The 18,231-nt window shown below is 66.4% G+C and carries 12 protein-coding genes and 1 tRNA gene; 6 read left to right on the top strand and 7 right to left on the bottom strand.

Annotated elements, in window-relative coordinates; translation table 11 throughout:
- Window position 1: 1 nt before the first annotated feature.
- Both ACVWY0_RS05155 and ACVWY0_RS05150 read left to right on the top strand, forming a co-directional pair.
- A complete protein-coding gene (locus ACVWY0_RS05155) occupies window positions 2–2,095 on the top strand; it encodes a hypothetical protein (RefSeq protein WP_485835731.1) in 2,094 nt (697 codons plus the stop codon).
- A 294-nt stretch (window positions 2,096–2,389) separates the two neighbouring features.
- Window positions 2,390–5,029: a trehalase-like domain-containing protein gene (locus ACVWY0_RS05150; RefSeq protein WP_485835711.1), complete on the top strand. Its 2,640-nt coding sequence runs from the start codon at window positions 2,390–2,392 to the stop codon at window positions 5,027–5,029.
- A 195-nt stretch (window positions 5,030–5,224) separates the two neighbouring features.
- Here ACVWY0_RS05150 and ACVWY0_RS05145 read toward each other — a convergent pair whose 3' ends face one another.
- The 3 genes from ACVWY0_RS05145 to ACVWY0_RS05135 all read right to left on the bottom strand — a co-directional run bounded on the left by ACVWY0_RS05145 (window position 5,225) and on the right by ACVWY0_RS05135 (window position 7,662).
- A complete protein-coding gene (locus ACVWY0_RS05145) occupies window positions 5,225–6,151 on the bottom strand; it encodes an AEC family transporter (protein ID WP_485835730.1) in 927 nt (308 codons plus the stop codon).
- Window positions 6,152–6,202: 51 nt separating this feature from the next.
- Window positions 6,203–6,628 (bottom strand): aspartate 1-decarboxylase, encoded by a 426-nt coding sequence (gene panD / locus ACVWY0_RS05140; protein WP_252568668.1) that lies wholly within the window; start codon window positions 6,626–6,628, stop codon window positions 6,203–6,205.
- A 107-nt stretch (window positions 6,629–6,735) separates the two neighbouring features.
- Window positions 6,736–7,662 carry a LysR substrate-binding domain-containing protein gene (locus tag ACVWY0_RS05135; protein ID WP_485835710.1) on the bottom strand — a complete coding sequence of 309 codons (927 nt, stop codon included), beginning with the start codon at window positions 7,660–7,662 and terminating at the stop codon, window positions 6,736–6,738.
- A 154-nt stretch (window positions 7,663–7,816) separates the two neighbouring features.
- On the opposite strand from ACVWY0_RS05135, the gene ACVWY0_RS05130 reads away from it, so the two are divergent.
- Window positions 7,817–9,280: an amino acid permease gene (locus ACVWY0_RS05130; protein ID WP_485835709.1), complete on the top strand. Its 1,464-nt coding sequence runs from the start codon at window positions 7,817–7,819 to the stop codon at window positions 9,278–9,280.
- Window positions 9,281–9,487: 207 nt separating this feature from the next.
- Window positions 9,488–12,967, top strand: a complete 3,480-nt coding sequence (locus ACVWY0_RS05125) for a proline dehydrogenase family protein (protein ID WP_485835708.1) — start codon at window positions 9,488–9,490, stop codon at window positions 12,965–12,967.
- 601 nt (window positions 12,968–13,568) lie between these two features.
- Here the strand turns inward: ACVWY0_RS05125 and ACVWY0_RS05120 are convergent.
- Window positions 13,569–14,423: a LysR family transcriptional regulator gene (locus tag ACVWY0_RS05120; RefSeq protein ID WP_485835707.1), complete on the bottom strand. Its 855-nt coding sequence runs from the start codon at window positions 14,421–14,423 to the stop codon at window positions 13,569–13,571.
- Window positions 14,424–14,584: 161 nt separating this feature from the next.
- Between ACVWY0_RS05120 and ACVWY0_RS05115 the strand changes: the two genes are divergently transcribed.
- Window positions 14,585–15,967 carry an MFS transporter gene (locus ACVWY0_RS05115; RefSeq protein ID WP_485835706.1) on the top strand — a complete coding sequence of 461 codons (1,383 nt, stop codon included), beginning with the start codon at window positions 14,585–14,587 and terminating at the stop codon, window positions 15,965–15,967.
- Between the two features lie 55 nt (window positions 15,968–16,022).
- On the opposite strand, the gene ACVWY0_RS05110 is transcribed toward ACVWY0_RS05115, so the two are convergent.
- The 3 genes from ACVWY0_RS05110 to ACVWY0_RS05100 all read right to left on the bottom strand — a co-directional run bounded on the left by ACVWY0_RS05110 (window position 16,023) and on the right by ACVWY0_RS05100 (window position 17,534).
- Window positions 16,023–17,177: a N(5)-(carboxyethyl)ornithine synthase gene (locus ACVWY0_RS05110; RefSeq protein WP_485835705.1), complete on the bottom strand. Its 1,155-nt coding sequence runs from the start codon at window positions 17,175–17,177 to the stop codon at window positions 16,023–16,025.
- The gene (locus ACVWY0_RS05105; protein ID WP_167349828.1) at window positions 17,174–17,311 is read right to left on the bottom strand and encodes a hypothetical protein; all 138 of its coding nucleotides are present in this window, start codon (window positions 17,309–17,311) and stop codon (window positions 17,174–17,176) included. Before ACVWY0_RS05105 ends, ACVWY0_RS05110 begins: the two co-directional genes overlap by 4 nt.
- 149 nt (window positions 17,312–17,460) lie before the next feature.
- A tRNA-Gly gene (locus ACVWY0_RS05100) sits at window positions 17,461–17,534 on the bottom strand.
- Window positions 17,535–17,786: 252 nt separating this feature from the next.
- On the opposite strand from ACVWY0_RS05100, the gene ACVWY0_RS05095 reads away from it, so the two are divergent.
- Entirely contained in the window at window positions 17,787–18,230 is a 444-nt protein-coding gene (locus ACVWY0_RS05095; protein WP_252568661.1) for an SRPBCC family protein, read from the top strand.
- The last annotated feature ends 1 nt before the right edge of the window (window position 18,231 follow it).

Raw genomic sequence — 18,231 nt, 5'->3', positions numbered from 1 at the left:
GATGCTTTCACCGAAGGCCACGCGGCCGGTGGTGACGGCGGTGGCCGTTTCCCTGCTGGCTGTTTCGCTCCAGGCCAGTGCCGTCACGGCGGCCCCTCCCGCGCCGCCGTCGTCCGTCAGCACTGTCACCGCACCCGCGGCGCCTGTCCTGGCCGACGGCGGCAGCCTGACCAACCTGGACCACCTGGACTTCCTGCTGGACACGGTTCCGCTGGCGCCGGTGGCCGGGCACACCACCTACCGGCTGGAGCAGGACCCCGAGGCCGAAGCGCCGTGGACCTACGCCGACAGGAACGACGACGGCAGTTATGACCGCGTGGGCGGCGGGAATCTGGACCCGGTCACGGGCGACTGGACCCAGGGCGCCTACAACGCGGACGACATCGCCCGCACCGCCGTGGTGTACCTGCGGCACTGGAAACAGACAGGGGACCTGGCGAGCAAGGAGCACGCCTTCCAGAACCTTCGTACGCTCACCTACCTGCAGACGGTGGACGGCCCGAACGCCGGCAACGTCATCCTCTGGCAGCAGGCGGACGGCAGCCTGAACCCCAGCGCCATTCCCGTGGAACTGCCGGATCCGTCCGACTCCGCGGAATCCTACTGGCTGGCCCGCACGGTCTGGGCCCTGGGCGAAGGCATCGCAGGGTTTGCCGAGTCCGATCCGGAGTTCGCCGCGTTCCTGCAGGACCGGCTGCACCTCTCCCTGGGCGCACTGAACCGCCAGTCCCTCGCCAAGTACGGCACGTTCGACACCGCCGACGGCGTCCAGGTCCCGGCCTGGCTCATCGCCGGCGGCGCGGATGCCTCCGCCGAGGCCGTGCTGGGCCTGGCCGCCTATGTGGAGACCGTTCCGTCCGATGCCGTGGCCACCACGGCGCTGTCCCAGCTGAGCGAGGGTGTGGCCGCGATGTCTTCCGGCTCGGCCACCCAATGGCCGTTCGGCGCGATCATGCCGTGGAACAAGTCGCAGAGCCTCTGGCATGCGTGGGGCGGCATGGCCCCGGCCGCTGTGGCCACCGCATCCACTGTCCTGGACCGGCCTGACCTGCTGACGGCAGCCGTGAAGGACACCGCGCAGTTCACGCCGCAGCTGCTCGCTGCGGGCGGACCGGACAACGCGTGGAGCCCCGCTCCCGGCGAGGCCCAGATCGCGTACGGCGTGGACTCCCGCGTCCAAAGCCTGGTGGCGACGGCGGAAGCCGCTGATGCCCCGGGCCTCCTGGACGTGGCCGCCATCGCCGCGGGCTGGTTCTTCGGCGCCAACCCCAACGGCGCCCCCGCCTACAACCCGGCCACAGGCACGGCCATCGACGGGATCGAAACGGACGGCCGGATCAACCCCAACTCCGGCGCCGAATCCACCATCCATGCCCTGCTCACCATGCTGGCCCTCGACGCCGACCCGCAACTCCGGGCCAAGGCCTTGGGGATCAGCGTGACCGAAGGGACCAACGGGCTCAGCGTGGTGGAAGCCGAAGCCGGCACCATCACAGGCAACGGCACAGTGGTGCGGCCGCCGTCGTCCTGGACCGGCGAAGCGAACATCTCCGGCGGGGCATATGTCGACCTGAACGCTGGCGGCAGCCTTTCCATCCCGTTGCCGGCAGCGGACCAGCCCAGCAACATCTTCGCCATCGTGAACCAGGCAATTGCGCCCGCGGGCACCACCACCTGGACCTCGGCCAAGGGCCCGCTGGGCACCACGGCCAACGGCGGGGCAGGGGCGCAGGGCATCACCGACGCCCCCGGCATCCTCATCCCGCTCACGCTGAGGCGCGCCCTGGCTGCCGGACTGACTTCGGTCACCGCCACCACCGACGGCCACGCGGCACTGGACGCACTCCTGGTCCAGCCGCTGATCTCCACGGTGCGGGTCTCCGGTTCCGGCGGCGACTCAACGCTGTACGTCAGCGCGGCCAAGTCCACTACGGACCAGCAAGTGAGCGTGCCGGAAGGGTTTGTGCTGGTCCAGCGCCAGTACGACTCCGCCGGCCAGCCCGTCAAGGGCTCCAAGGACAACGCCGGCACCACGTCCGGACGCGTCACGGTGGCCCCGGGCGGCTTCACCCTGGTGACGCTGACCGCCGGCTGAGGATTGGTCGGCTGAGATTCACTTCCAGCGGACCGGCGTCACGCACGGCACCCATTTGGAAAGCACGACGGCGCCCTGCCGCGGATTTGCGCGGTGGGGCGCCGTCGTCGGGCGTTAAAGCCTGCCCTGCGTGACGTGACGCGACGCCACGTGAGGCCAGCGGCGGAAGGGAGGTCCGCCGTCGGACTTTTACACAGCCGCAATAAGTGGGACTTTCGGGGGTAATCGTCCGGGCGGACAATTAGATTGCCCCTCCGGCCTTTCCGGGCCAGGCCCTGCTTAAGGAGTGCACGCATGGCTACGCCGTTGAACCAGAGCGTGGCGGATTCCGCCCTGCTGACCAGATCGCTGCCGCTGGGCCTGCTGCGGACGTTCATCCAGTCGGACCTGGCGGACGAAGGTTTCACGCCCACTCTCCTGGCCGAACTGAAGGTCCTCGCCCGTGTCCCCGGGCTGCTGGTGGCCTGCAACTACGGCGGAACACTGTGCGACGCGGAGGGAATCTCCACCGAGACCCTACCCCTGGGGAGCGCTGCGATCGCGCTCCGCGCCCTGGCCGCCCTGCCCAACACCCATGCCGCCGTCATCTCGGGGCGCTCACTGCGTGACCTCGCCGCAGTGTCGCGGCTGCCCGCGGAGGTGCATCTCATCGGATCGCACGGCGCGGAGTCGGACATGGCCTACGCCCATGTCCAGGACCTTGCCACCGAAGCCACGCTCCACACGGTAAGCACAGCCCTGACTGAGGCTGTGGGTTACCAGGAGGGGATCTGGATCGAGCGGAAGCCGGTGGCCGTGTCCGTGCACACCCGGCCGGCCTCGCCCGAAGTGGTGCAGGTGGTGACGGAAACGGCGCGGGAGATAGCCAAAGCGCATGGGCTGTTCTTCATCGTGGACGGTTCGGTCCTGGACCTCTCGGTAATGGAACCGGCCAAGGCGGACGCCCTGGAAAACCTCCGGTCCCGGCTGGGCGCCAGTGCGGCGTTGTACGCCGGGGACGCCTACAGCGACGAACTGGCCATCGCCACGCTCCGCGGTCCGGACCTGGGGTTGCGTGTGGGCCCGGGGGAGACCCGCGCTTCCCACCGGCTGCGGGACCCGGAATCCTTCGCCCGCGTCCTCGCCCTCCTGTTCGAGCTGCGGCGGGCCTGGCTTTTCGGCGAGGACGCAGTAGGGCTCGAGCGGCACACGATGATCGGCAACGGATCCTCCACCGCTTTGGTCACGCCGGATGCCAAGGTCTGCTGGATGAGCCACCCGCTCCCGGATTCAGGGTCGCTGTTCGCCCACATCCTGGGCGGGGACTCCGCCGGGCACTTCTCGGTGGAGCCGGTCAAAGCTTCGCAGGTTCTGGGCCAGCGCTACGTGGACAGCACCATGATCGTGGAGACGCGCTGGGCGGACGTGACCGTCACGGACTACCTGGAGCCGGCACCGGACGGGATCACCAGCCTGGTCCGGGTGCTCTCCGGCACCGGCGGCGCCAAGATCGTCTTCGCGCCACGGCCGGACTACGCCAACGCGCCGTTCAGCATGGAAGCCCGCCGCGACGAACTCCATGTGGTGGGAACCTCCGATCCCATCATCCTTTTTGCCCCCGGTGTCAGCTTCACCATCACCTCGGATGGCCTCCACGCCACGGCCACCGCTTCGGTCAACCTCCAGGACGGGCCGGTGGTCCTCAACCTGCGCTGCGGCGACACCGAGCCTGCGCTGGCGGACCCCGCCGGGGAGAACGACCGGCGGGCGGGAGTAGCGCTCCACTCCCGCCGCTGGGTGCAGGAACTGGAATTGCCCTCGGTGAAGCCATCGCTGGTCCGCCGCTCAGCGCTGGTCCTCCGCGCCCTCGTGCACGAGCCCACGGGTGCCGTGCTGGCCGCACCCACCACGTCGCTGCCCGAAGGAATCGGCGGCACACGGAACTGGGATTACCGCTACTGCTGGCTGCGGGACGGCTCCATGACGGTGAACGCGCTGGTGGACCTGGGCTCGACGGCGGAGGCGGCCGGGTTCCTCAGCTGGCTGGGCCGGATCCTCGAACATGCACCGGGCCCGGAATGGCTGCATCCCCTGTACTCGGTGACGGGGGCGCCGTTGTCCACGGAGGCCGTCATCGACAGCCTGCCCGGGTATGCGGGGTCCCGGCCGGTCCGGATCGGCAACGCCGCGGATCACCAGGTCCAGCTGGATGTCTTCGGGCCGGTGGCTGAGCTGATCCACGGCGTCAGTTCGCGGAATGGTGGCCTCGAGGATGACCACTGGGACCTGATGGTGCAGATGGCGGCCGCAGTCCTGGCAAGGTGGCACGAGCCTGACCACGGCATCTGGGAAGCCCGGCGGCCGCCGCGGCACCACGTCTACACCAAGGTGATGTGCTGGGTGACGCTGGACCGCGCACTGCGGACCGCCGCCCGGCACGGCAGGACGCCGGATTCGTCGTGGGAACCCACGGCCCGGATCATCCGGGAGGAAGTCCTGCGCGAAGGCTGGGATGATTCGGCCGCGTCCTATACGGTGGCCTACGACAGCCCGGACCTGGATGCAGCCGTCCTGCACATCGGGCTCTCCGGCCTGCTGGATGTCACTGACCAGCGGTTCCTGGACACCGTCACCGCCGTGGAACGGGAACTGCGGGTGGGTCCCACCGTGTTCCGGTACAGGTACGACGACGGCCTGCCGGGTTTGGAGGGCGGCTTCCACATCTGCACCACCTGGTTGATTGAGGCGTACGTTGCGGTGGGCAGGATCGAGGAGGCCTGGGACCTGTTCGACCAGCTGGTGAACCTCTTCGGCCCCACCGGTCTGCTGCCCGAAGAATACGATCCCAGTACGGAAACGCACCTGGGGAACCACCCGCAGGCCTACTCGCACCTGGGGTTCATCCGCTGCGCCCGGATCCTGGACCGGCACAAGCCAGAGGCTAAAAGGCCCTAGCCCCGCGGGCTCATTGGCGCCCCTTCGTGCCGGTGTGTCACGCAGGTTTGTCACGCGCGGCACCCTTTTGGGAAGCACGACGGCGGCCTGCCGCGGAACTGCGCGGTGGGCGCCGCCGTCGGGGGCTAAGAGCCTGCCTGGCGTGACGCGGGAACCTACCGGAGGGCGCAAGCCGCTGGTCAGTTCAGCAGCAAATCAGTTAAGCAGCAGGGCGACCCCGGTCATGGCGGGTACCGCCACCACCGTGGTGATCAGGACGGTGTCCTTGGCCACGGTGATGCCGGTCTGGTAGCGGCTGGCCGCAACAAAGACGTTCTGCGCCGTGGGCAGGGACGCAACCACCACGGCCGCGAACAGGGCCTGGCCTTCGACGCCCAAGGCGAAGCGGGCAAAAACGTAGGCGATGGCCGGCTGGACCACCAGTTTGAAGGCACTGGCCAGGAGGGTGTCCACGCGCCTGCCCGCGGCGGCCTGCAATGGCCGGCTGCCGTTCAGGCTCATGCCGAACGCGATCAGCATGGCCGGAATCGCGGCGCCGCCAATGAGGTGGATCGGCTCAAGGAGCAGCGGCGGAACCCGCCAGCCCGTCCCCGCCACCAGGAGGCCCAGGCCGGAGCCAACAATCATCGGGTTCCGCAGGATCATAAGAATGAATCCCCAGGGCGTGGTGCGGTGTGAGCTGGTACTGGCGTCCAGGATCATCAGGAAAATCGGCGTGAAGAACGCCAGCTGGAAGATCAGCAGCGGCGCCACGTAACTGGCGTCGCCCAGGACGTAGACCGCGATGGGGATGCCAAGGTTCGCGGAGTTGGCCAAGGACGCGGCCATCGAGGACATCAGGGCTTCCGGCAGCGCGCGTTTCAGGACGAACTTCACGATGCTGAAGAAGACAAGGGCGGTGCAGACGGCGGACACCGCCGTGACCAGTAACGGTTCCGCGAAGACTTCCCGCAGCTGCGCCTTGCTGAGGGTCTCGAAGAGCAGGGCAGGGCTGGCCACAAAGAAGGTCAGGCCACTGAGGACCTGGCGGGCGTTGTCGCCCAGGATCCGTTGGCGGCCCACAAACCAGCCCACCATGATGATGAACCAGACAACAAAGAAGCCCTGCAGCACACCTACCAGGAAAAGCCTCCGAGGCTGCGGCGGCGGTGTCTGCCCGGACTCACGCTCCGGCTACAGGGCGGCGTTGTTCAGTGCGAATGGCGGACGCATCAGGCCCGGTGTGAGGCCCTCGGCCGGATCGTTTCCGATCCGGACAATCTTGTTGTCCTTATCCACATGGATAACCTTCGGGTTGTAGGCCTTTGCCTCTTCCGTGGTCATCTGGGCATAGGTGATCAGGATGACAACGTCGTTCTCGTGCATCAGGTGCGCGGCTGCCCCGTTAATGCCAATGACACCTGAGCCGCGCTCGCCGGCGATGGTGTAGGTCTCCAGGCGCGCACCGTTGGTCACGTCCACGATGGCCACGAGCTCGCCGGGAAGGATGTCGGCAGCATCCAGGAGGTCCAGGTCAACAGTGACCGATCCTACGTAGTGCAGGTCGGCATGCGTGACGGTGGCCCGGTGGATTTTGGACTTGAACATTGTGCGATTCATAACCCGCCCAGTCTAGCGCCGGCACCCGGATCGCGCTGTGACGCACTGAACATGGCAGCGGAGACTGTTTCCCCGCCTGCCCGGCAAGTGGCCGGGCGATCCGGCACCTAACTGGATGCGCCGCCGTCGTCCGTCCTTGCTACTGATATGGCGGTGGCCGCCAGCGTCTCGCGGGCGGCGAGGATGGCCGGCCGCTGCGCGCTGGAGCGGCGCACCGATGTGAACACGGTGCGGTGCGGATTGCCCGGCAGGTCCAGCAACAGGGCGGTGGTACCGCGGCCGGTCCAGACGAGGTCCGGCATCAGCGCCACGGCATTTCCGGACTCGATCAGCCTGATCTGCGCCTGGAGGTCGGCTGTTTCGAAGCGCACATCGGGTTCGAACCCGGCACTCCGGCAGGCCTGCTCTGCCCAGTGCCGGGAGGCCGCGCCGCGGGGCTCCATTACCCAGGGCAGCGCGGCAGTATCCTCCAGCGACGTGATGGGCGGCCGGCCGGGAGCGGCCGGCGGAACGGCCAGCCGGATCGCGTCAGTGGTCAGCTTGATGCGGTCCAGCTCCGGGTACCGCGGGGCGGCGTGGCCCGGATACTGTTCGGCGATGACCAGGTCAAAATCGCGCGCCCACGTCTCATGAAGTGCCGTTTCGGGTTCGCGCTGGATCATTTCGATCCGGACCTCCGGGTACTCCGCCGTCATCCGCGAGAGCGTGTCCGGCATCAGCGCCAGGGCCGCGGACTGGAACACCGCAATCCGGACGGTTCCCGTGACAGTGGTCAGCGACGCCGCCAGGTCTGCTTCCGCCTGCTCCATGGTTTCGAGCAGCTGGGCGGTGTGGGCCACCAGGACTTCGGCCTGGGGCGTCAGCTGCACGCGCCGCCCCGTCTTCCGGAGCAGCTCCACGCCCACTTCCTTTTCCAGCAGGGCAAGCTGCTGGGAGACCGACGACGGGCTGTACTGCAGTGCCTCCGCCACCTCCGCCAGGGTGCCCCGGATCTTCAATTCGCGGAGAAGCCGCAGGCGCCGGACATCGAGCATGGCCACATTCCTTGATGAATCTAATGAATACTAATTAGAAGTAGTCACTTTATCTAATGCAAGTGCGCTTGCATACTGATGAGGATGAGTTACCCCCGTCACAGTCCGTTCACAGGGCGCCGCGACGGGGTCGCACCCCAAGCAGGAGTTCCTGATGAGCACTAAAGACATGACCCAATCGATCATGAGGCGCAAGCCCATCGACGACATTGAAGTGGAGAACAAGCACAGCGGGCTTTTCAAGTCCCTCGGCCTCTGGCAGCTCACCGCCATCGGTGTCGGCGGCATTATCGGCGTCGGCATCTTCTCCCTGGCAGGGCTGGTGGCGGCAGGCAGCGAAGATGCACCGGGTGTGGGGCCCGCGGTGCTCTTCTCCTTCCTGATCGCCGGCCTGGCATCGGCGGCGGCAGCACTGTCCTACGCAGAGTTCGCCGGCATGATCCCCAGGGCTGGCTCCGCCTACACCTACGGATACGTTGCTCTGGGTGAGGTGATTGGATGGTTCATCGGCTGGGACCTGCTGCTGGAGTACATCGCCATTGTTGCCGTGGTGGCCATCGGTATCTCGGGCTACTTCGACGCGTTCCTGTCCGGAATCGGCATCCATATGCCTATCTGGATGACGTCAACGCCGGATGAGGGCAAGGGCGGCATTGTGAACCTTCCCGCCATCCTGGTCTGCCTTCTGGTGACCTGGATCCTCTCCCGCGGGACGAAAGCATTCGGCCGGTTCGAACTGGTGGCCGTTGCCGTCAAGGTTGTCCTGATCCTGTTCATTATCGGCCTCGGTGTTTTCTACATCGACACCAACAACTACAACCCGTTTATGCCCAGCGGCTTTGGGCCGGTCCTGGCCGGTTCCGCCACCGTCTTCTTCGCGGTGTTCGGGTACGACGCCATGAGTACCGCGGCGGAAGAGGCAACCGACGGCAAGAAGCACATGCCGAAGGCCATCATCCTGTCGCTGATCATTGCCATGCTGCTCTACGTCGCGGCCACCCTCGTCCTGACCGGCATGCAAAACTACCAGGACATCGATCCCAAGGCCGGATTTGCTTCCGCCTTCACCAGTGTGGGCCTGCCCGTCATCGCCACCATCATTTCTGTTTTCGCCGTCCTCTCCATCCTCACGGTGATGCTGACCTTCCTCCTGGGCGTCACGCGTGTCTGGTTCTCCATGAGCCGCGATGGCCTGCTGCCAGGCTGGTTCGCCAAGACGGACCGGCACGGAACCCCGCAGCGCGTTACCTGGATTGCCGGCGTCGCCTCCGCCCTGCTGGCCGGCGTGTTCCCCATCAAGGCCGTCGCGGACCTCACGAACATTGGCATCCTGGCCGCGTTCGTCGTCGTCTGCTTCGCCGTGATCGTGTTCCGCTACAAGAAGCCGGACGCCCCGCGCACCTTCCGCCTGCCGCTGATGCCCGTTATTCCGGCCTTCGGTGTGCTGGCGTCCGCCTTCCTCATGTTCCAGCTGCACTGGGAGACCTGGGCGCGGTTCGGTGTCTGGCTCGTCATCGGCCTGGCCATCTACTTCTTCTACGGCCGCAAGCACTCCCTGATGAACCCGGACAGCCCGCGCCACGAAGAAGCCGTGGAGATGCACCGCCCCATCAGCTGACCCCCCTACGCGTTGCTCTATCACTTTTGGTCCCTAAACCCACGTTTTAGGAACCAAGAGTGATAGAGCAACTCGTGTTTAAGGGGCGGTGGAACCGTTGGTTTTTCTAACCTGTATCGCTTAGAAAACATCGCTTTATCTTATGTGATTGCAAGCTCATACTGATGGATAAGACCCCTTCCACACCAAGGAAAGAACGAGCAAACCATGACTCACACTGCAACGGAAGCCACCGGACAGACAGACGTCCCGCAGGCCCGTGCCCTCGCGGCGGACACCATCACCTTGGTGCGCCGCTGGCTGACCGAGGCTTCGAAAGTTCCTGTTGATGCCTCGGCCGAGCAGCTCGCCGGTGTGCTGAAGGACCCGAACGGCCTGGACTTCACCGTTGGCTTTGTGGACGGCGTGGTTCGTCCCGAAGACCTGCACGTCGCTGCCCGCAACCTGGCTGCCCTCGCGCCAAAGGTCCCGGCGTTCCTGCCCTGGTACATGCGCAGCGCCGTCCGGCTCGGCGGCACCATGGCCCCGGTCCTGCCCCAGGTGGTCATCCCGATCGCCCGCCGCGTGCTCCGCGAAATGGTGGGCCACCTGATCGTCGACGCCACCGACGCCAAGCTGGGCCCGGCCATCGCCAAGATCCGCAAGGACGGCATCAAGCTCAATGTGAACCTCCTCGGCGAGGCCGTCCTGGGCGAGCACGAGGCTTCCCGCCGGCTCGCGGGAACCCACACACTCCTGGCCCGCCCGGACGTGGACTACGTTTCCATCAAGGTTTCCTCCACCGTGGCCCCGCACTCCGCGTGGGCGTTCGACGAGGCCGTGGAGCACGTCGTCGAGAAGCTCACGCCGCTGTTCACCAAAGCCGCCTCCTTCGCGGGCGCCGGGAAGAACGCCAAGTTCATCAACCTGGACATGGAGGAATACAAGGACCTGGACATGACCATCGCGGTCTTCACCCGGATCCTGGACAAGCCCGAGTTCAAGAACCTGGAAGCCGGCATCGTGCTGCAGGCCTACCTGCCCGACGCCCTTTCCGCCATGATCCGCCTGCAGGACTGGGCCGCCGAACGCCGCGCCAACGGCGGCGCCGCCATCAAGGTCCGCGTGGTCAAGGGCGCCAACCTGCCCATGGAACACGTGGAGTCCTCGCTGCACGACTGGCCGCTGGCCACCTGGCACACCAAACAGGATTCGGACACCAACTACAAGCGCGTCATCAACTACTCGCTGCACCCGGACCGGATCAACAACGTCCGGATCGGCGTGGCCGGCCACAACCTCTTCGACATCGCCTTCTCCTGGCTGCTCGCGAAGCAGCGAGGCGTGGAGTCCGGCATCGAATTCGAGATGCTGCTGGGCATGGCGCAGGGCCAGGCTGAAGCGGTCAAGAAGGACGTCGGCTCGCTGCTGCTGTACACCCCGGTGGTGCACCCGGCCGAGTTCGACGTCGCCATCGCCTACCTGATCCGCCGTCTCGAAGAGGGTGCCAGCCAGGACAACTTCATGTCCGCCGTGTTTGAGCTCAGTGAAAACGAAGTGCTGTTCGAGCGCGAGAAGCGGCGCTTCCTCGCCTCCCTGGACACGCTCGACGACGAGGTCCCCCCGGCCAACCGGCAGCAGAACCGCAGCCTCCCGCCGCAGCCCCTGCCGCGTGACACGTTCGCGAACACCCCGGACACCGACCCGTCGCTGCCCGCCAACCGCACCTGGGGCCGGGCCATCCTGGACCGTGTCCCGTCCTCCACGCTGGGCAACGCCGCCGTCGACGCCGCTACCATCAATGACGCGGATACTCTCAACACCGTCATCGCCACCGCCGTCGAGAAGGGCAAGGCCTGGGGCGCCCTGTCCTGCGACGAGCGCGCCGAGATCCTGCACCGCGCCGGCGACGTCCTCGAGGCCCGCCGCGCGGACCTCCTGGAGGTCATGGCCAGCGAAACCGGCAAAACCATCGACCAAGGCGATCCTGAGGTCAGCGAAGCGGTGGACTTCGCGCACTACTACGCCGAGTCTGCCCGGAAGCTGGAAAAGGTCGACGGCGCCACGTTCGTCCCGGCCAAACTCACCGTGGTGACCCCGCCGTGGAACTTCCCGGTGGCCATCCCGGCAGGGTCCACCCTCGCGGCACTCGCCGCCGGCTCCGCCGTCGTGATCAAACCCGCGAAGCAGGCCCGCCGCAGCGGTGCCGTGATGATCGAAGCACTCTGGGAAGCCGGCGTCCCGAAGGACGTGCTGACCATGGTCCAGCTCGGCGAGCGTGAACTCGGCCAGCAGCTGATCTCACACCCGTCCGTGGACCGCGTGATCCTGACCGGCGGCTACGAGACCGCGGAACTCTTCCGCTCCTTCCGCAAGGACCTGCCGCTCCTGGCCGAAACCAGCGGCAAGAACGCCATCATCGTCACGCCCAGCGCTGACCTGGACCTGGCCGCCAAGGACGTGGCGTACTCGGCGTTCGGCCACGCCGGCCAGAAGTGCTCGGCCGCGTCCCTGGTGATCCTGGTGGGCTCGGTGGCCAAGTCCAAGCGCTTCCACAACCAGCTCGTCGACGCCGTCACGTCCCTCAAGGTGGGCTACCCGCAGGACCCCACCAGCCAGATGGGCCCCATCATCGAGCCCGCCAACGGCAAGCTCCTTAACGCCCTCGCCACCCTCGGCGAAGGCGAAACCTGGGCCGTGGAACCCCGCAAGCTCGACGAAACCGGCCGCCTCTGGAGCCCCGGCGTGCGCTACGGCGTCCGCCGCGGATCCTACTTCCACCTCACCGAATTCTTCGGCCCGGTCCTGGGCGTCATGACCGCTGACACGCTGGAAGAGGCCATCGCCATCCAGAACCAGGTCGATTACGGCCTCACCGCCGGCCTGCACTCCCTGAACCCGGACGAGCTCGGCACCTGGCTGGACTCCATCCAGGCCGGAAACCTCTACGTGAACCGCGGCATCACCGGCGCGATCGTGCTGCGCCAGCCTTTCGGCGGCTGGAAGAAGTCCGCCGTCGGCGCCGGCACCAAGGCTGGCGGACCCAACTACCTCGCCGGCCTCGGCGACTGGGTCAGCGCGGACGCCTCAGCTACGCGAGCCGTCACGAACGCAGGCGTCGGCCGCATCCAGAACGCCGTGGCAGGAGAACTGGAGCCCACCGAGATTGATTCGCTGCAGCGCTCCCTCGGGTCTGATGCCCTGGCCTGGGCCCACGAGTTCGGCACCGCCAAGGACGTTTCCGGCCTGAGCGCGGAACGGAACATCTTCCGCTATCGCGCGCTGCCGGTCACCGTGCGGCTCTCCGAAGGTGCCCCGCTGGCCCACCTCGCGCGGACCGTGGCGGCCGGTGTCCTGGCCGGCTCGGCACTGACCGTGTCCACCGCCGTCGAACTTCCCGCCCAGCTGCGCGCCGTGCTCACCGGGCTGGACATCACGGTCACGGTGGAGTCCGACGCCGGCTGGCTGGCTTCGGCGGCACGCCTCGCCGCGGCGGGCAAACTCTCCGGCGCGCGGATCCGCCTGATCGGCGGGGACGCCACCGCCCTCGCCGAGGCCACGGACGGGCGTCCTGACCTGGCGATCTACGCCCACGCGGTTACCGAGGCCGGACGGGTAGAGCTGCTGCCGTTCCTGCACGAGCAGGCCATCAGCATCACGGCCCACCGCTTCGGCACCCCGAACCACCTCTCCGATGAGCTGATCTAGGGCGGACCGAAACCCAACAAAACACGAAAGGCCCGGTGGCCGCCATCGGGGCGGGTGCCGGGCCTTCGCTATTGAATAGTTGAGTAGTGATCAGTTGGCTGCGCTCGGCGAGCCTGGAGACCGTAGTTAGTCAGCCCAGATACCAGCCTGGGGGAGTCCACGATGCAGGAACATTGTGGGCGGAGAAATCTTCGCAACGGGTGCAGGTGTAGGCGACTTCGCCCAGTGTCCTGACCGCCCCGTCACGCCGGTAAACCGGTGGAATGTAGGACTCGAGATAGATGAATTCATCCGTGCCACATTTGTCGCACGTGGGCTTGCCGATGTACTCGGCGGCCCGCGAAATACCGGCGTTATGGCTGGAATGATGCGTGACCAGCGGCCGTCCAGTGCTGTGTCGCTGGGTATGTACCGTGTGTAAATGGGTGTTCTCGGCTGTCGTCATTGGCTGCCTATCCCGAGTGCGGCCGCATCATGGGCTGCATGGCGCACTCGTAGTGTTGAACCGGCCACTGCTTGACCCATGGATATTCCAGCATAGGCGAGGCGGGCTTTTACTTCAATGGTTCGTTTCCAGCCCTGATTCCTGCGGCAAATTCGGTCAAACCGACTTCTTGAGCGTCCGCCCGACGATGGTCTGGGTCAGCGCATCGATCACTTCGGCGTTGGCCAGCGGGTTACGGATCAGGGTGAAATCCACGTCGCCCACTGGAGGCAGGTCGAACCGGCGGGTGATGATCTTGAGGTCTTCGGGAACCAGCGACGTCGGCATCACGGCAACGCCGATGCCTGCCCGGAGTGCCGCCAGGACGCCACTGATCTGCCGGGTAGTGCACGTGATCCGCCAGGTCCGGCCGCTTGATTCGAGTGCATCGATGGCCAGTTTCCGGCTGAGGCTGGGGGAGGGGTAGGAGATCAGCGGTACGGGGTGCCCGGGCTCCAGTGACGTCTGTTCCAGCCCCACCCAGCAAAAGGTGTCGTGCTGGACCACGGTGCCGTCTTTGACGCCAGCCACCCACTTCACAAACACCAGGTCCAGCTGGCCGGCATTGAGTTTCTTGTACAGCTGGTCGCTCTGGCCAACGGTGAGCTCGAGGTTGATCTGTGGATAGACCTGGCGGAACTCCCGAAGGATCCGGGGGAGACCGGTGATGGCGAGGTCGTCCGCCGTGCCGAACCGCAGCCGGCCCCGCATGGCCGAGCCGGAGAAGTATCGGGTGGCGGCATCGTGGGCCGAAAGGATGGTGCGGGCGAAGCCGGCCATCGCGTCACCGTTGTCCGTGAGCCGGACATCGCGGGTGTCCCTGCTGATGAGGATGCGCTTCGCCGCCGTCTCTAGCTTGCGGACATGCTGGCTGACGGTCGGCTGTGCCAGGCCCAGGCGCTCCGCGGCCTTGGTGAAGCTGAGCGTCTCGGCCACGGCCAGGAAGGAACGGAGCTGGGTGGGTTCGTACACAGTGGACTCCTTTGGCTACGGGCTGACTGTCCACCCACGTCAGCGTGGGTGCTATTACGCTTTGTAATGGTAGTTATAGTCGTGATAGGGCTACATAATCACCTGGAACCAGCCTAGCGTGGGAAGCATCCCAGTCCGCCCGCTTCCCTGAGGACATCCCTGTGGCACCCCCACCGCCAACGTCGGCAACCGTCAGCCAGCCCGTCATCGACTCCGCCTCCGCTACCACCGCCTCCACACAGACCCAACCCATCGCCGTCGTCAGTGAACACCTTCCCTGGCGGCACACGTTTATCTCCCTGAGAGTCCCCAATTTCCGGATCTTCGCGATCGGGCACTTTGTCGCCGTGATCGCCCTCTGGATGCAGCGGATCGCCCAGGACTGGCTGGTGCTGGAACTGTCCGGTTCCGTTACCGCCGTGGGCATCACCGTGGCGCTGCAGTTCATGCCGTCGCTGCTCTTGGGGCCGTGGGGCGGCATGATGGCGGACCGGTTCGCCAAGCGCCGGATCCTCATCCTGTGCCAGAGTCTCGCCGCGGTCCTCGCCGCGGCGCTCGCGGCGCTTGCCCTGACCGGCGCCATCGAAGTATGGCACGTGTACGTCATCGCGCTTCTGCTGGGCCTGGTCACCGTGCTGGATCAGCCCGCGCGCCAGGTGTTCGTCAACGAGCTGGTGGGCCCCAAATACCTCCGGAACGCCATCAGCGTCAACTCCACTACGTTCCAGCTGGGCGGGCTGATCGGCCCGGCACTGGCGGGACTGCTGCTCACCGCCGTCGGCGCCGGCTGGGCCTTCGCCGCGAATGCGCTGGCCTGCTGCTCCACGGTGGCCATGCTGCTGCTCCTGCGCAAGGACCAGCTGTTCGTCAGTGCCGCCGCGCCCAAGAAGAAGGGCATGTTGCGCGAAGGACTGCAGTACGCGCTCAGCAAGCCCACGATCTACTGGCCATGGCTGATGGCCGGCTTCATCTCCGTCTTCGCCATGAGCCTGCCCGTGCTGCTCGCCGCGTTCGCGGACCACGTGTTCGACGTCGGCGCCGGCGGCTATGGCCTGCTGAACGCCCTCGTGGCACTGGGTGCGTTGGCCGGTGCAGTCGCGTCCACGCGGCGCCGCCAGTTACGGCTCCGTTCCGTCGTGTTCTGCGCCGGCATGTATGGCCTGATGCTGTGCCTGGCCGCGCTGGCGCCGTCCATGGTGTGGTTCAGCGTGGTGATGGTCCTGTCCGGATTCTGGTGCCTGATGTTCCTCACCGGATCCAACCAGCTCGTCCAGATCAGCTCCAACATGGGCATCCGCGGCCGGGTCATGAGCCTGTACATCATGGTGCTGATCGGCGGCCAGGCCATCGGCGGGCCCATGCTCGGGTGGATCGCCGAGCACGTGGACCCGCACGTGGCACTCATGGTGTCCGGCGGGGTGCCGGCGCTCGCCGCGGTGACTGTCGCCGTCGTCCTGGCCCGAAAAGGCGCGCTGGCGCTCCGGGTGGACCTCAAGGACCGCCGCCACCCGCTGCGGATCGTCCGCCAGGTGGCCACGGCGTAAAGGGCTATGGCGTTAAGGGCCGCGGGGTAGGCGCCGCGGCCCAAAGCGGCAGAGCCTAAGCCGGCAGGTGCGGGTACTCGGCCTCGCGCCGCTGGAACTCCAGCACGTCCTTGTTGAGGACCACGCCCTCGCGGATTTCGATGGCGCGGGAAATGGTTTCGTTCCCGTCCCACTCCGCGGGGCCGCCGATGACCGTCTCAAGGAACGGCAGCAGGGCTTGGCTGATCTCCCAGCTGGAGGAATTCCAGAGGTAGGACGGGCTGTGGTCCACCGCGTAATAGTTGATGTGGTCGCCGATGGTAAACATCGGTTCTGCGAACGTGGTGGACCGCGCCCAGCTGAAGCCCATCCCCTCATCGCACGAAACGTCCACGATCAGGCTGCCCGGGCTGAACGCCGCGAGGTCCTCAGTCCGCAAATACGTCAGCGGATTGTTCGGATCCTGCAGCGTGCAGTTGACCACGATGTCGCTCTCGGCCAGGAACGGCGCCAGCGGAACCCGGCCCCGCTCGGTGATGACCTGGCTCAGGAAGGGGGCCTCGTCGTCGTGATCAAACTGGACGATGTTCACCGAGTGGATCGGGGCGCCAACCGCCGCAACTCCGCGGTTGGTCAGCACCTGCACGTCATGGATGCCATGCGCGTTCAGCGCGGTCACGGCGCCGCGGGCGGTCGCGCCGAAGCCGATCACCACGGCACTGAGCCGGCGGCCGTAGTCACCCGTGGAGCCGGTGAGCGACAGCGCATGAAGCACCGAGCAGTAGCCGGCCAGCTCGTTGTTTTTGTGGAACACGTGCAGCCCGAAACCGCCGTCGCTCGCCCAGTGGTTCATCGCTTCGAAGGCGATGAGCGTGAGCTTCTTGTCGATGGCCAGCTGGGTGATGGCGCGGTCCTGGACACAGTGCGGCCAGCCCCAGAGGATCTGGCCGTCGCGCAGTCCCGCGAGGTCCTCCGGCTGCGGCTTGGGCAGGAGTACGACGTCGGCCTCCGCCAGCAGCGCTTCCTTCGTGGCCATTTTGCCCACGAGGGTTGCGAGCTGGTCATCCGAGACGCCGAAGCGCTCACCATAGCCCTGCTCCAGGATGATGCGCTGGCGCAGTTCCGGAGCGATCCGCTCGAAATGCAGGGGGTGGATGGGGAGGCGGCGTTCGTCCGGTTTCCGGGTGGATGCCAGTACGCCGAGGGCCAGGTGGCTCTGTTGGCCACTCACTTCTTTTTTGCGGCCTTGGACGTGATGTCCAGGGACGTGGCTGGCGCTCCGGCGGCCCGCTTGTCGGCGCGCTTTTCCTTGATGGACTTGCCGGCTTTTTTGGATGCTGCTTGACGCGGGGACTTGTCAGCCATGATTGCTCCTGTAGCGGAACCGAAGAGGTTCCTGACTTCTGACGATACACGGCTGGGCCTAACGGCCCCCGGGTGATGGCCGTATGGAGTGGGAGTCGACCCGCCGGCGCGCCAGCTGCTGTGGTGCGAAAAACGGTGGTGAGAAACATTGGAGCGGCTGACGGGAATCGGACCCGCGTATCAAGCTTGGGAAGCTAGCGCTCTACCATTGAGCTACAGCCGCATCGCCCCGTTTCGAGCGGGGCAGAACTCAGCTTAGCGCAGATGCGATCACGCGCCAGCAACCGTGACCACGCACTGGACCCGTGTCCGCCGGGATGGCCGCTACCGGCCGCGTCATCCAGTAACTCTTCAATAACGGCGCCGGCGGTGGCTAGGTCCGGGGCGGGCCGAGTGGCTACTCTGAACCCGTTAGCTGCGGTGTCATGGGGGTGGGGCGGGCTACCACCTGACCAGCCGCTAACTAAGGACTCCCATGGCATTTGCAGAGCACGAGGTGCTTATCCGGTGCGACGCAATGACCGTGTACGCGTTCCTGGTGGACGGAATGAACCTTCCCCTATGGCGCAAGGGCATCCGCAGCATCGGCCTGATGTCCGGTGCCGCCGGAACCAAGGGCGCTGTGTACCGGCAGACCACCACGGGCCGGTCAGGACGGACAATCCCCGCCGACTTCGAAATAACGCAGGCCAGGCCGGGCGCCGAGATCCAGTTCCGTGTGATCTCGGGACCGTCGCAGCCCACCGGCGGGTACTACCTCAGCAGCGAACCGGCCGGCACCCGGGTCAGGTTCGCCCTCGAATACCAGCCCAAAGGCCTCCTGGGCCTGATGAACACCGGCATCCAGCGCACCATCAAGGCTGAGGTGTCCCAGCTCGCCCGGCTCAAAGATGTCCTGGAAGTACGGACGGCCGCCTGAG

It is taken from the genome of Arthrobacter sp. UYNi723 (assembly GCF_054057635.1).
The sequence above is the reverse complement of the archived record's forward strand: the minus strand, read 5'-3'. Positions and strand labels throughout refer to the sequence as shown.